This window comes from Duganella fentianensis, from assembly GCF_009857835.1.
GTDB lineage: Bacteria > Pseudomonadota > Gammaproteobacteria > Burkholderiales > Burkholderiaceae_D > Rugamonas > Rugamonas fentianensis.
Window position 1 is genome coordinate 263,802 of record NZ_WWCL01000002.1, and the last position, 12,740, is coordinate 276,541.

General features: G+C 63.6%; 12 protein-coding genes. 6 read left to right on the plus strand and 6 right to left on the minus strand.

Annotated features, from left to right (window positions below):
• Positions 1 to 86 precede the first annotated feature (86 nt).
• From GTP23_RS09075 to GTP23_RS09090, 4 genes are all read left to right on the plus strand, one after another.
• Positions 87 to 1,016 carry a LysR substrate-binding domain-containing protein gene (locus GTP23_RS09075; protein ID WP_161034886.1) on the plus strand — a complete coding sequence of 310 codons (930 nt, stop codon included), beginning with the start codon at positions 87 to 89 and terminating at the stop codon, positions 1,014 to 1,016.
• Positions 1,017 to 1,118: 102 nt separating this feature from the next.
• A complete protein-coding gene (locus GTP23_RS09080) occupies positions 1,119 to 2,120 on the plus strand; it encodes an EAL and HDOD domain-containing protein (protein WP_161034887.1) in 1,002 nt (333 codons plus the stop codon).
• Positions 2,113 to 4,284 (plus strand): putative bifunctional diguanylate cyclase/phosphodiesterase, encoded by a 2,172-nt coding sequence (locus GTP23_RS09085; RefSeq protein WP_161034888.1) that lies wholly within the window; start codon positions 2,113 to 2,115, stop codon positions 4,282 to 4,284. The genes GTP23_RS09080 and GTP23_RS09085 overlap by 8 nt, the downstream gene beginning before the upstream one ends.
• A gap of 58 nt (positions 4,285 to 4,342) precedes the next feature.
• Positions 4,343 to 4,708: a glutaredoxin gene (locus GTP23_RS09090; RefSeq protein WP_161034889.1), complete on the plus strand. Its 366-nt coding sequence runs from the start codon at positions 4,343 to 4,345 to the stop codon at positions 4,706 to 4,708.
• 23 nt (positions 4,709 to 4,731) lie between these two features.
• Here GTP23_RS09090 and GTP23_RS09095 read toward each other — a convergent pair whose 3' ends face one another.
• The 3 genes from GTP23_RS09095 to GTP23_RS09105 all read right to left on the minus strand — a co-directional run bounded on the left by GTP23_RS09095 (position 4,732) and on the right by GTP23_RS09105 (position 6,508).
• The gene (locus GTP23_RS09095) at positions 4,732 to 5,037 is read right to left on the minus strand and encodes a protealysin inhibitor emfourin (RefSeq protein ID WP_161034890.1); all 306 of its coding nucleotides are present in this window, start codon (positions 5,035 to 5,037) and stop codon (positions 4,732 to 4,734) included.
• A 63-nt stretch (positions 5,038 to 5,100) separates the two neighbouring features.
• Complete coding sequence (locus GTP23_RS09100; protein ID WP_161034891.1) at positions 5,101 to 6,138, minus strand: M4 family metallopeptidase; 1,038 nt, start codon at positions 6,136 to 6,138, stop codon at positions 5,101 to 5,103.
• Between the two features lie 163 nt (positions 6,139 to 6,301).
• Positions 6,302 to 6,508 carry a DUF3820 family protein gene (locus GTP23_RS09105; protein WP_155435008.1) on the minus strand — a complete coding sequence of 69 codons (207 nt, stop codon included), beginning with the start codon at positions 6,506 to 6,508 and terminating at the stop codon, positions 6,302 to 6,304.
• Between the two features lie 107 nt (positions 6,509 to 6,615).
• On the opposite strand from GTP23_RS09105, the gene GTP23_RS09110 reads away from it, so the two are divergent.
• Positions 6,616 to 8,070: a sodium:solute symporter gene (locus GTP23_RS09110; protein WP_161034892.1), complete on the plus strand. Its 1,455-nt coding sequence runs from the start codon at positions 6,616 to 6,618 to the stop codon at positions 8,068 to 8,070.
• A 51-nt stretch (positions 8,071 to 8,121) separates the two neighbouring features.
• Positions 8,122 to 10,005 (plus strand): signal peptide peptidase SppA, encoded by a 1,884-nt coding sequence (sppA, locus tag GTP23_RS09115; RefSeq protein WP_161034893.1) that lies wholly within the window; start codon positions 8,122 to 8,124, stop codon positions 10,003 to 10,005.
• Positions 10,006 to 10,057: 52 nt separating this feature from the next.
• Here sppA and GTP23_RS09120 read toward each other — a convergent pair whose 3' ends face one another.
• From GTP23_RS09120 to GTP23_RS09130, 3 genes are all read right to left on the minus strand, one after another.
• Positions 10,058 to 11,335, minus strand: a complete 1,278-nt coding sequence (locus GTP23_RS09120; protein ID WP_161034894.1) for an ATP-binding protein — start codon at positions 11,333 to 11,335, stop codon at positions 10,058 to 10,060.
• Positions 11,335 to 12,054 (minus strand): response regulator, encoded by a 720-nt coding sequence (locus GTP23_RS09125; protein WP_161035553.1) that lies wholly within the window; start codon positions 12,052 to 12,054, stop codon positions 11,335 to 11,337. Before GTP23_RS09125 ends, GTP23_RS09120 begins: the two co-directional genes overlap by 1 nt.
• An 88-nt stretch (positions 12,055 to 12,142) precedes the next feature.
• On the minus strand, positions 12,143 to 12,613 hold the full coding sequence (locus GTP23_RS09130; protein ID WP_161034895.1) for a Spy/CpxP family protein refolding chaperone: 471 nt from the start codon (positions 12,611 to 12,613) through the stop codon (positions 12,143 to 12,145).
• Positions 12,614 to 12,740: the final 127 nt, after the last annotated feature.

A 12,740-nucleotide genomic window follows, 5' to 3' on the forward strand; every position in this document is an offset into this window, starting at 1 on the left:
ACCGCTGCATCCATGAGCGACAGTATAGAGCGCCCGTTCCGGATTAAAAAACGGAAAATTTACAATTCAATCATCGAAAAAATCGAATGTTAAGACTAAGCCTGGAAGCCTTGCAGATTGTGGACGCCATCGACCGGCGCGGTTCGTTTTCCGCTGCCGGCAAGGAATTGCACCGCGTGCCGTCGACGATTTCCTATACTGTCAACAAGCTCGAGGATGACCTCGGCGTGCAAGTGTTCGAGCGCCATGGCCCGCGCGTGGTGCTGACGGCAGCCGGCGCCGAGCTGCTCAAGGAAGGGCGCTACCTGCTGCGCGCGGCGCAGGATCTGGAACACCGGGTGCGGCGCGTGGCCTCCGGCTGGGAAACCGAGCTGACCGTGGGCATGGACAGCATGTTCGCCGCCTGCGCCCTGCAGGACGATATCAGCGCGTTCTACGGGCTGGGCCAGCAGACCCGCTTGCGCCTGATGCAGGAAGCCCTGTCCGGCACCTGGGAAGCGCTGCTGGACCGGCGCGCCGACCTGCTGATCGGTGCGGCTGGCGAGGGGCCGGCCGGTGGCGGCTATGTCAGCCATGCGCTGGGGCAGATGGAGTTTGTGTTCTGCGTGGCACCCAGCCACCCGCTGGCAGCCGAGACGGCCGTGCTGGAACGGGGCCATCTGCAGCCTTACCGCGCCATCAGCGTGGCCGATTCGGCGCGCAAGCTGCCGCCCCGCACGGTGGGCCTGCTGCTGGGGCAGGACAGCCTGAGCGTGCCCGACATGCAGAGCAAGCTGCGCTACCAGCTGGCCGGCACGGGATTCGGCTTTCTGCCTGCGCCCTGTGCACGCGCGGCAATAGCGGCCGGCCTGCTGGTGGAAAAAGCCGTGGCCGAGCCCAAGCCGCCCGAGACCTTTTATCTGGCCTGGCGCACGGGGGAAATGGGGGCGGCGCTGGCGTGGTGGCTGGAGCGCTGGCAGCAGCCGCAACGATTTGCCCGTTTGCTAGGGCATTTGCCACGGCCCGCCTTGATATAAAGCAGGCGTTGTCCAGCTGTTGCAGCAACGGTTAAATGTTGGCAGTTGCCAATAGATTCAGAGTAACATAACAGGATCACTGACTGCCTCTGCCGGAATTCCATGACTGCTACGCCTGTTACGCCGCCTGTCTTCATCCATCCGCTGGCAGACCGCCACGGGGTGCCGTCGGCCCTGTTGCTCGATGCGCGCGGCATGCAGCCTGAAACGGCACCGCTGGAACTGCTGCAGCAGCTGGCGGATGGCAGCATGGCCTGCTATTTCCGCGACGGCCTGAGCCATGCCAGCCAGCAGTTGCTGCTGGACGCCGGCTGGCTGGCCGCGCCGGCTGATGAAATCCATCACAGCGACACGGCACTCGACCGGGAATTCAAGCAAGTGCCGGGCACGGCCAGCTGGATAGAAGGCGAGTGGTTTCTGGCGCCGCCACCCAAGCCGGTGGGCAGCCAGGCCGCATCGCGTGCGCTGGCCCTGAAGCTGGTGCAACTGGTGTCGGCCGATGCCGATACCCATGAAATCGAAGCGCTGCTGCGCCAGGACCCGACCCTGTCCTATCACCTGCTGCGGCTGGTGAATTCACTGGGCATGGGCACGACGCGCAAGGTCAGCAGTTTTTCCCAGGCCATTTTGATACTGGGCCGCGCCCAGTTGCGCCGCTGGCTTAATCTGATGCTGTTCTCGGCGCGCGAATCGGACCAGCGCTCGGCCATGCTGCTGGCACGCGTGGCGGTGCGGGCCCGTTCGATGGAGCTGCTGGCGCGCGAAGCCGGCTACGACAAGGCCCAGCAGGAGCAGGCTTTTATGGCCGGGATGTTCTCGCTGCTGGGTGTGCTGTTCGGCATGTCGCTGGCCGAAGTGCTGCAGCCGCTGACCATCAGTGAAGAATTGTCGCAGGCGCTGCTGCAGCGTGCCGGTGCGCTGGGCCAGCTGCTGGCGCTGGTGGAGGCGGCCGAACATGCGGACCTGATGGCGCTTACGCGCGGCCTGCACGCCATGCAGATCGACGTGGCGGCCTACAACCAGATCCAGGCCGATGCCTATCTGTGGATGCAGGCTATCGCTGCCGGCAAATCAGGAAACGACGCAGGAAACGACGATGCGTGAAATTCTGGAACGCTGTCTGGCCCTGAGCCAGCGGGCGGCGCAGCAATCCGGCGCGGCGCAGAGCGCCACGCTGGAGCAGCTGGCGTCCCTGCTGGGGGCCACGCGCGATGCCATGCCGGCCGCGCCAGACAGTTCCAGTGATGCCGCCCTCATGCAGCTCGATCTGGTGGGCTATGTGACGGAGTGGAATGAAGGTGCGCAGCAGTTATTCGGCTATAGCGCCGCCGAGATGCGGGGCCAGCATGTGCTGCTGCTGTATCCCGATGACGATGGCGATGGTGCGCTCGATGAACTGGTGGCGCAGGCCGATGGCGGCTACAGCACGACGGCCGAAGTGCAGCGCCGTACCAAGTCCGGCGAGCTGATCTGGGTGCAGCTCGATCTGCGTCTGCGGCTCGATGATAGCGGCGAAGCGGTGGGCATGGAAGTGCGGGCGCGCAAGCTGGCCGATGTGCTGTCGCCGGCCGACAAGCTGACCCTGCACGCGCGCATCATCGAAGACTCCGATCAGGGCGTGCTGATTACCGATGCGCGCGAACGCATCGTTTCGATTAATTCCGCCTTCACCCGCATCACCGGCTACCAGCCGGCCGAAGCGCTGGGCAAGACGCCGGATCTGCTGCGCTCCGGTGTGCACGATGCCGAATTCCGCGCCCGCGTGCGTGCGGCCATGCACGGCGCCGGTGCGTGGCGCGGCGAAATCATCGGCCGGCGCAAGAATGGCGAGCTGTTTCCCCAGTCCGTCACCATCAGCGCCGTGCGCGATGTGCAGGGCCGCATCAGTCATACCTTCTCGCTGTTTTCCGACATCAGCGTGCACAAGGATGCGGAAGCGCGCATGCAGCGCATGGCCAACTACGATGCGCTGACGGGCTTGCCCAATCTGTGTTTGCTGACCCAGTTGCTGGGGCAGGCACTGACGGAGGCCAGACGTTCGCAGGAGCACGGCGCGCTGGTGATGATTGAGATCAGCCGGCTAGGCACCATCAGCGACACCTTGGGCCATGAAGTGAGCAATGAAGTGCTGTGCGAAATCGGCCGGCGATTGCGTCATGCGCTGCGCGAAGCCGACGTGCTGGCGCGGCTGGACGGGCACAAGTTTGCCGTGGCACTGCTGCACATCGAAAAGCGCGAGCACGCGGGCATCGTGGCGCAGAAGCTGCTGGCCACGCTGGCCGAGCCGTTTGTGGTCGCGCACCATCAGTTACAGGTGAGTGGCCATGCCGGCATTACCGTCTATCCGGAAGATGGCAGCGATGTCTCGACCCTGATCCGCCACGCCGAGGTGGCGCTCAACAAGGCCACCCGCAGCATCGAAGCGGGCCTGCTGTTCTACAGCGAGGAAATGAACCAGCGCGCCAAGGAACATATGCGCATAGAGGGCGAGCTGCGCCAGGCTTTGCTGAACGGGGAGCTGTTGCTGTACTACCAGCCGAAAGTCAGTTTGCGCAGCGGCCGCATCGTCGGCGCCGAAGCGCTGCTGCGCTGGCGCCATCCCGTGCGCGGGCTGGTGTCGCCCGGCGTGTTCATTCCGGTGGCGGAAGAGACCGGCCTGATCCTCGATCTGGGCAGCTGGGTGCTGGAAGAAGCCTGCCGCCAGATCCGCGAATGGCAGGATGCCAATCTGATCATGCCGCCTATCGCCGTCAACCTGTCGGCGCGCCAGTTCGACAGCAAGCTGCCGCAGCGCATTGCCGCCGTGCTGGAGCGCTACAGCGTACAGCCCGAGCAGATCAATCTGGAAATCACGGAAAGCCTGCTGGTGCGCGGCGCCGATGCGGTGATCGCCATCATGAACGAGCTGCGCGCCATGGGCATGGGGCTGGCGCTGGATGACTTCGGCACCGGCTATTCCAGTCTGGCCTATCTGAAGAAATTCCCCATCAGTACGCTGAAAATCGACCGCTCCTTCGTGATCGGTCTGCCGCACGAAGAGAATGATTGCGCCATCGCGCGCGCCATCGTCACCATGGCCCAGCAACTGCGGCAGGAAATCGTGGCGGAAGGGGTGGAAACGGCGGAGCAGATGAATTTCCTGCGCGAGCTAGGTTGCGACCAGCTGCAGGGCTATCTGTTCAGCCAGCCCGTGCCGGCCGCGGATTTTGCCAGCATGCTGCGCGACGGCAAGCGTCTGACCCTGGGTGCGCGCCTGCCGCCAGCCTGACAGGCCGGCCGGTTTGCGGTTATGCTGGCATCTTTAACCGCAGAGTAAGGAAGCACCCATGAGCCGTCACATCCTCGCTGAAGAACAGATTCATCCCGCCGTGCGCGCCCAGGTGAGCGGCTACCACCGCACGCTGGTGGAGGAAGTGCAGGCGGCTGTGGCCAGCAACAAGGTGGTGGTGGTCGGCATGGGGCTCAATCCTTTTCCGCGCAAGGCGCGTAAGCTGCTCGATGCCCAGGGCATCGCCTACACCTATCTGTCTTACGGCAATTACTTCAATACCTGGCGCCCCCGTATCGCCCTGAAAATGTGGACAGGCTGGTCGACTTTCCCCATGGTGTTTGTCAACGGCGTGCTGGTAGGCGGTGCCAACGATCTGCAGAAGCTGATCGAACAGGGCGAACTGGCGCGCATGCTGGCCTGAACCGGCGCGCTGCCTAGGGCCCGCTAGTCGGGCGGGTAGTGGTTGAGCTGTTCCGTCAGCTGGCGCAGTGCGATGGGGGCGGCGTCCAGATGGTAGTGCACATCATGCTGCCAGCCATCTTTGTCCACGTGCAGATCGTAGAGGAAGTCGCCCGACTGGGGCGCGATCTTGCGCAGCTGTTCGGGCAGATTGAAGAACTGGCAGGCGTCGAGCAGCTGGGCTAGCCGGTGTGCCTGAGCGGGCGCCAGCAGCGTCAGATCCACGCTGCGCGTCTGCGCACCGGCCGGGCCGGTGAAACCGCCAGTACAGCGTAAGATCAGCCGTGTCATGTTGCGGACTCCGATCGCGATTGCTTGCCTATGCAAAAACTCCGGGCGGGTTCACGTCCCGCTCTAGGACGACTCCAGCTGCACGCCCACCAGCTGCCAGGCGCGCTGTACGGCATACTGTTCGGCCGTGTCGCTGCCATACAGTAGCACGGCCGCCTGCGCGGTGGCGCGTGCCATATCGGCAAAGCTGGCGTTAGGTGTCAGCAAACCCAGAGCCTTGTACCAGATAGGCCCGGCCTTCTCCCATGCGTGGCCTTGCAGCGCCAGTGCCGTGGCATAAAAGGCGTGGTTGGGGATGCCGGAATTACTGTGCACATCGCCGTCCTGAATATAGTCTGCCATGTTTTTTGGTTGATCGTCGCCCGACCACGTCAGCGTGCGGTTGCCGGGATCGGCTAGCGAGCGTAGCGCCTTGCCCACGCTGGGTGCCATGATGCCGGCGCCTATCAGCCAGTCGGCATCGGCTGCCTTCTGCTGTAGCCGCCATTGCTTGACCAGCGAACCCATCACATCGGAAATCGATTCGTTGAGGGCGCCGCTCTGGCCCTCGTACACCAGGCCGCCCGGCACGGCGTACTGGGTCACGCCATGGCTAAGCTCATGCGCCACCACATCGATGGCTGCGGTAAAGCCGTGGAAAAGTCTGCCATCGCCGTCGCCATACACCATCTGCTGGCCATTCCAGAAAGCGTTGTTGAAGTTACGCTGGTAGTGCACGCTGGCATCGAGGCGCAGACCCTTGTTATCGACCGAGTTGCGCTGGAACACGGTGTGGAAAAAATCGTAGGTGACACCGGCATTGTCGTAAGCCTGATTCACGGCGGCATCTTTGGCGGCGGCAGCGCCTTCCGTGCGCACCACGCGGCCCGGCAGGGTAGTCTTGTGGCGCGCATCGTAGATGGTGCGGCGCTGCTCGCCTGTGCGCTGGGTGGCTGCCAGCGTCGGCATGACGGAGCGCTGGCCGCGCAAGTGGGCGGAGAGTTCGCACTGGTCGAGCAGGCAGGCGCGTTCTTCTTCGCTCAGATGTGCTGCCTCGGCCAGCTGGCGCAACATACGCGATGGAATAATGCAGCAGACGCAGTGATAGGGCAGGGAAGACATGACAGGCTCCTACGCATGGCGATGCAAGCTTTATACACGGGTTTTCATTTCCGGTGCGCCACGTTTGATTTGCCTCAAAACGACCACCTAGGCCCAGCCCAGATCACATTGCGGGATCTTCGACGCACATGTTCGCCCCCGGCGAAAAGTGGTGGAGCGCCAGCTAGCGCAGCGGATCGAGCAGGCTGCGCAGATTGTTGTGGTCCAGCTCGTACATCAGGGCCAGCAGGCCGCCCAGTTCGCCTTTGGGAAAACCTTCGCGGGCGAACCAGCCCAGATAGTGGCCGGGCAGATCGGCCAGCACCCTTCCTTTGTATTTGCCATACGGCATTTCTCGGGTCAGCAGCAGGGCTAGTTTCTCGGCTTGCATGGTCGGCTGGGGCTGGGATAGACCTCGGCATTTTAGCGGCCTGCACTGCGGCTGGATAGCATTGCGGTGTATATTGTCGCCCACTTGTCGTTGTGAAAGTCTGCTCCATGTCTGAGGTTTCCCTGTTCGGCCTGCTGGCTGCCTATTTCCTGTTGCTGTTGCTGGTGGCGCGCCGCACGGCCCGCGATGCCACCAATCAAAGCTTCTTTATCGGGAACAAACGTAGCCACTGGCTGCTGGTCGCTTTCGGCATGGTCGGTACTACCCTGAGCGGGGTGACGTTCATCAGCGTGCCGGGCGCGGTGGGGCGCGATGGTTTCGCCTATCTGCAGGTGATGCTGGGCTATGTGGTGGGCTATGTGCTGGTCGCCTATGTGCTGCTGCCGCTGTACTACCGCATGAAGCTCACCTCGATCTACCACTATCTCGATGTCCGGCTGGGGCATCAGGCCTACCTGAGCGGGGCCAGCTTCTTCCTGCTGTCGCGCACCCTCAGTGCTTCGGCGCGGCTGTATCTGGTGGTGAATATCCTGCAACTGACGGTGCTGGACAGTCTGGGCGTACCTTTCTGGCTCAGCACACTGGTCATCCTCGGCATGATATTGCTGTACACCTACGAGGGCGGGGTCAAGACCATCGTCTGGACCGATACCCTGCAGACGGCGGGCATGCTGCTGGCGCTGGCCGGCTGCGTGTGGTGGCTGCTGGCCCAGCTGGGCTTCGATCTGGTCTCCGGCTGGCAGGCGCTGGAGGCGGGCGGCTATACGCGCGTGCTGAATCAGCATAGCGATAGCCCCGGCTACTTCTGGAAACAGTTCTGTGCCGGGATATTCATCGTGCTGGCCATGACGGGCATGGATCAGGAAATTATGCAGAAGAATATCTCCGTGCCGACGCTGCGCGACGCGCAAAAGAATATGCTGGTGCTGACCGTGGTGCTGACGGGGGTGCTGCTGCTGTTCATGTTCCTGGGTGGCCTGCTGAGCCTGTATGCGTCCGGCGTCGGTCTGGCCGCCACGGGCGACAAGCTGTTCCCGGCCGTGGTGATGCAGCACATGCCGGCCGCGCTGCAACTGCTGTTCTTCCTTGGTCTGGTGTCGGCCCTGTTCCCCAGCGCCGACGGCGCCATGACCGCACTGACGGCCAGCTTCTGCCTCGACATACTGGGCTGGCAGCGGCGCAGCGATCTGAGCGAGGCGCTGCAACGGCGCCAGCGCCACTGGGTGCATCTGGGTTTCTGTGCGCTGTTTCTGGCGCTGGTGCTGCTGTTCCGCTGGCTCGATAACGCCAGCATGATAGGCTTGATACTTAAGCTGACCGGCTATACCTATGGCCCTATTCTCGGCCTGTTTGCCTTTGGTCTGCTGACGGCACGCAACGTGCGCCATGGCGCGCGCTATGCCGTGCCGCTGGTAGCGCTGGCGGGACCGGTGCTGTGCTACCTGCTGGAACTGAATCAGGCAGTGCTGTTCGGCAGCTACCGCATGGGGCTGGAACTTCTGATCGTCAACGGTTTGCTGGTATTTGCAGGACTGTGGCTAATTTCTCGCCCGGCGCGCTGAGGACAGCATACAATGATGTACTTGTTAATTTCGCAATCGACTGGAGCTTGAATGAGTAAGTCCCCATTTTCATGGCTGCGTAGTGGCTTTGTATGGTTCTGGAATGCGCTCGATACGGGCCGCCGCACCGTGCTCAATCTGCTATTTTTGCTGGTGCTGGTTGCGCTGGCCATCGCCCTGTTCGGCGGCGGCCCCAAATCGCCGGGGCCCAAGACCACGCTGGTGCTGAACCTGAAAGGCCATCTGGCGGAACAGAGCAGCGGCAATGCGCGCGATGCGCTGATGAACAGCGTAAGCGGCGCCGATAGCCGCAAGACCCTGCAGCTGCGCGATGTGCTGAGCGTGCTGGAAGCGGCAGCCAAGGACCCCGATATCACGGGCGCCGTGCTGCTGACCGATGAACTCGATGGTGGTGGTCAGGTCATCCTGCGCGAAGTAGCCGCTGCGCTGGATCGCTTCAAAGCCAGCGGCAAGCCGGTGGTGGCCTGGGGTTCCAGCTACGACCAGCGCCAGTATCTGCTGGCCGCGCATGCGTCGGAAGTGTATCTGCACCCTATGGGCATGGTGATGCTGGAAGGCTTCGGCCGCTACCGCAATTACTACCGCGACGCACTCGATAAGCTGGGCGTGACGGTCAACCTGATGCGGGTCGGCACCTACAAGAGCTTTGCCGAGCCATTCATCGCCAATGGCCCGTCGGAAGCGGCCGCCGAAGCGGATGCCTATCTGAATAACGGCCTGTGGAATGCCTACACCACGGATGTGGAGAAGGCCCGCAAGCTGGCGCAGGGCAGCGTGATGAAGACCATCAATGATCTGCCTGCGCTGGTCGAACAGCAGAAGGGCGATCTGGCCAAGGTGACACTGGCCGCCAAACTGGTGGACGGTCTGAAAACCAAGGATGAAGTGCGCGAGATGATGGTCAAGCGCGGCGCGCCTGATGCCAAGGGCAAGACTTTCCGCCAGATCGGCTACGACGAATATCTGGCCCGCATCCATCCCAAACTGACGGGCGACGCCGTCGGCGTAGTGGTGGCGCAGGGCGAAATCAGCGATGGCACGGCCAGCGCCGGTTCCATCGGCGGCGATTCGACCTCCAAGCTGATACGCGCCGCGCGCGAGGACGACAGCATCAAGGCCGTGGTGCTGCGCGTCGATTCGCCCGGTGGCAGTGCGTTTGCTTCGGAAGTGATACGGCGCGAACTGGAACTGACGCGCGCAGCCGGCAAGCCGGTGGTAGTCTCGATGGGCAACGTGGCCGCTTCCGGCGGTTACTGGATATCCATGGCCGCCGACGAAGTAATCGCGGCACCGACCACGATTACCGGCTCGATCGGCGTGTTCGCCATCCTGCCGACGGCGGAAAAGGTGATCGATAAAGTGGGCATCCACACGGCGGGCAAACCGACCACCTGGCTGGGCGACGCCACCAACCCGCTGCGCCCGCTCGATCCGCGTTTTGGTCAGGTCATCCAGGGCATGATCAGCCACATTTATGTGGACTTTATCGGCCGCGCCGCCAAAGCCCGCAAGACTACGCTGGAAAAAATCGACGCCGTGGCGCAGGGCCGCGTGTGGACGGGTGAGCAGGCCAGGGAGCGTGGTCTGGTGGATCGCCTCGGCACTTATGGCGACGCGCTCAAGGCGGCTGCCAGCCGCGCCAAGCTGGAAGACTACCGGGTGGTGTATATGGAACCCGACGTGAGCAAGGTGGACCGGATTATCGGCCTGCTGGGTGGCTCGGCGGCGCAGGCGGTGGCGCAATCGGTCGCCCAGACGCTGGGTGTGCAGTGGAAGCAGAGCGTAGCCCTGAGCACCGGCCTGCCGGTGACGGCTGCCAGCGGGATAGCGCAGGATCTGGGCTGGCTGGCCGAACTGACGGCAGCGCATAAGCCGTTCACGGCGGTGACGCACTGCCTGTGCGAATCGCCTTGATGTGGTGAAGGCCGGTGCGGCGCTGCAGTGCGCTGTGCCGCCAAGCGGGGCGTCAGGCCGTCTTTAACGGCAACGTAATCAGGAAGCCGCTGCGGCCATCGTCGAGACGGGTGCAGCGCGCCTCGCCACCATGGCGGCGGGCGATCTGCCGTACCAGCGCCAGGCCCAGACCGGCTCCCTGGTTATCGCGCGTGCCATGGCGGCGGTAGAAAGGCTCGAATACCCGTTCCGCTTCGGAGACGGGCACACCGGCGCCACCATCGGAAACCGTCAGCAGGGCTAGTCCGTCGGCGCAGCGCAGCTGTAGCCGGGTAGGGGCTGCGCCATGGCGGCGCGCGTTTTCCAGCAGATTGCGCAGCAGGCGGCGCAGCAGGCGCGCATCGCCATTCATCACGGCACTTACGCCGTCCAGCTCTGCTTCATCGTAGTGGGCGCATTCTTCCGCTGCCAGTGCCAGCAGATCGACTTCTTCCATGCTCACTTCCGCATTGACGGCATCGAGCCGGCTGGCCAGCAGGATTTCGTCCAGCAGGGCGTTGAGTTCGCGGATATCCTGTTCCAGCCCGGCCCGTCGTTTCGGGTCGACGTCGTCCTGCAACAGTTCCAGTGCCAGCCGGATGCGTGCCAGTGGCGTGCGCAGTTCGTGCGAGGCATTCGCCAGCAGGGTTTTATGGGCACCCACCAGCTGTTCGATCTGGTCGGCTGCACGGTTGAAACTGCGCGCCAGCTGGGCCACTTCATCCTTGCCTTCCACCGCTACCCGCGCCGTCAGATTGCCCGCACCGAGCGAGTCCACGCCTTGCTGCAGGCGCTCCAGCCGTTTGGTCAGGTGGCGCACCAGCGGGAAAGCAGCGACGCCTATGCCCAGCGCCACCAGCAGCAGGGCGTTGTGCAGCATGGCTTTGGGGCGGGTAAAACCTAGCGGCACACTCGATAGCAGGCGCCGCCCGTCCGGCAGACGCACAAACGATTCCGGTGGCGGGCCACTCAGGTCGCGCTGGCGCCAGCGGTGCGGCGGTATCGGTTCGCCCACGGCGGCCAGCAGCTGCCAGTCGCGCCCGTAGAGCGTCAGGCTGGCATGCAGGCCGGCCGCCATGTGCTCGAGTGCAGCCTGCTGCTGCGCGGGCGGCGCCTCGGCGCTGGCCAGCGCATTCTGCATGACCTGCGCCAGCGTGCTGTTGGAGCGTTCCAGCGGGCCGCCGCTGCGGTGCCAGACCAGCATTACGGCCAGCGCGAAAACTATCAGTGTCACCAGCAGGGCGACATAGAAGCGGATGTACAGGCGTGGCAGGCCCCAGTGCCAGCGTGCTGTGATGCGGGGCGTGGCCATCAGTCCTGCACCTTGGCGAACAGATAGCCGGCACCGCGCACGGTGATGATGCGGCGCGGCTTTTTCGGGTCATCCTCGACGGCCGCGCGGATGCGCGACATGTGGACATCGATAGAACGGTCGAAGGCTTCCAGCGGCTCGCCCTTGAGCAGTTCCATCAGGCTGTCGCGCGACAGCACGCGGCCCGCGTGCCGGGCCAGCACCAGCAGCAGATCGAACTGATAGGCCGTCAGCTCGCACGGCTGGCCGGCTATGCGGGCTGCATGGGCGGCAGGATCGATTTCGAGCCGGCCAAAGCGCAGCAGCTCGGCGTTGCCGGGCGGCGGCAGGCCGGGCTGGTGGCGGTGTTCGTTGCGGCGGCGCAGGATGGCACGCAGACGCGCCAGCAGCTCGCGCGGTTCGAACGGTTTGGGCAGGTAGTCGTCGGCGCCCAGTTCCAGCCCGATAATGCGGTCGATGGCATCGCCGCGCGCGGTCAGCATCAGCACAGGCACGTCGGAACTGGTGCGTAGCTGGCGGCACACTTCCAGCCCGTCCATATCGGGCAGCATCAGGTCCAGTATCACGGCATCCACGTCGCCGGCCAGCATGGCATTCAGGGCTGTCCGTCCGCTGGCGGCATGGGTGACGCGAAACGCCGCCTGCGCCAGATACTCGGTGAGCATCTCGGCGAGGCGGGGATCGTCTTCAACCAGCAGGATATGGTCGGCAGTATTCATGCGTTTCATTCTACGTTTGCCTTGCGCCCCGTACAAGCCTCCGGCCGGGAACAGTCCGGGGGCAGTAGGGGCGCAAGGCCGGCAGAGCTTAGCCGCCGTTGTGACGGCGCTCGTGCATGTGGTTGAGGCGTTCGGCCAGTTTCTGGCGCTGTGCAGGCGTCAGATTGTCGCCTATGTCGGCCAGCAGCTTGACTACACGGATCGATGCCTGGTCGGCCAGGGCGATGCCACTGGCGCGGGTCTTCTCCAGCTCCGCGCGATTGATGGTCGGTGCAGCCAGCAGGCTGGTGACCTGTTTGTGGATCTGGAACAGCTGCTCGTGCATAGGCTTGAGATCATCCATGGCGGCTTTCACCAGCGGCTCGATCTTGGCTTTCTGCGCATCGGTGGCATCGACTTCTACATACAGGTGCTTGAGCATGCGCTCCATGTGGTCGCCGGCAGCCATGGCCGGTCCGTGGCCACCCATGTGGCGCTCGACAGCGTAAGCACCCAGGCCGACGGTCAGGGTAGTCCCCAGCAGGAAGGCAGCTAGCGTCTGGCGGTTAAAAATACTCATGTTCTCTCCTCATTCGGATAATCGGGAAACGACGAGATCAGTGTGCGCCTGCTATGTGTAGCGGGCATGTCGCAATGGTAAAGATATGTAAAGCACACGTAGTAAATTGTGAGCAAAGTCCTTGATT

What these genes read in the sequence shown, in the direction of transcription:
- GTP23_RS09080 (WP_161034887.1), top strand. Translation starts at nt 1,119, where the DNA reads ATGACTGCTACGCCTGTTACGCCGCCTGTCTTCATCCATCCGCTGGCA.
- GTP23_RS09085 (WP_161034888.1), top strand. Translation starts at nt 2,113, where the DNA reads ATGCGTGAAATTCTGGAACGCTGTCTGGCCCTGAGCCAGCGGGCGGCG.
- GTP23_RS09075 (WP_161034886.1), top strand. Translation starts at nt 87, where the DNA reads ATGTTAAGACTAAGCCTGGAAGCCTTGCAGATTGTGGACGCCATCGAC.
- GTP23_RS09095 (WP_161034890.1), bottom strand. Translation starts at nt 5,037, where the DNA reads ATGACACGGCTGATCTTACGCTGTACTGGCGGTTTCACCGGCCCGGCC.
- GTP23_RS09130 (WP_161034895.1), bottom strand. Translation starts at nt 12,613, where the DNA reads ATGAGTATTTTTAACCGCCAGACGCTAGCTGCCTTCCTGCTGGGGACT.
- GTP23_RS09090 (WP_161034889.1), top strand. Translation starts at nt 4,343, where the DNA reads ATGAGCCGTCACATCCTCGCTGAAGAACAGATTCATCCCGCCGTGCGC.
- GTP23_RS09110 (WP_161034892.1), top strand. Translation starts at nt 6,616, where the DNA reads ATGTCTGAGGTTTCCCTGTTCGGCCTGCTGGCTGCCTATTTCCTGTTG.
- GTP23_RS09100 (WP_161034891.1), bottom strand. Translation starts at nt 6,138, where the DNA reads ATGTCTTCCCTGCCCTATCACTGCGTCTGCTGCATTATTCCATCGCGT.
- GTP23_RS09125 (WP_161035553.1), bottom strand. Translation starts at nt 12,054, where the DNA reads ATGAATACTGCCGACCATATCCTGCTGGTTGAAGACGATCCCCGCCTC.
- GTP23_RS09120 (WP_161034894.1), bottom strand. Translation starts at nt 11,335, where the DNA reads ATGGCCACGCCCCGCATCACAGCACGCTGGCACTGGGGCCTGCCACGC.
- sppA (WP_161034893.1), top strand. Translation starts at nt 8,122, where the DNA reads ATGAGTAAGTCCCCATTTTCATGGCTGCGTAGTGGCTTTGTATGGTTC.
- GTP23_RS09105 (WP_155435008.1), bottom strand. Translation starts at nt 6,508, where the DNA reads ATGCAAGCCGAGAAACTAGCCCTGCTGCTGACCCGAGAAATGCCGTAT.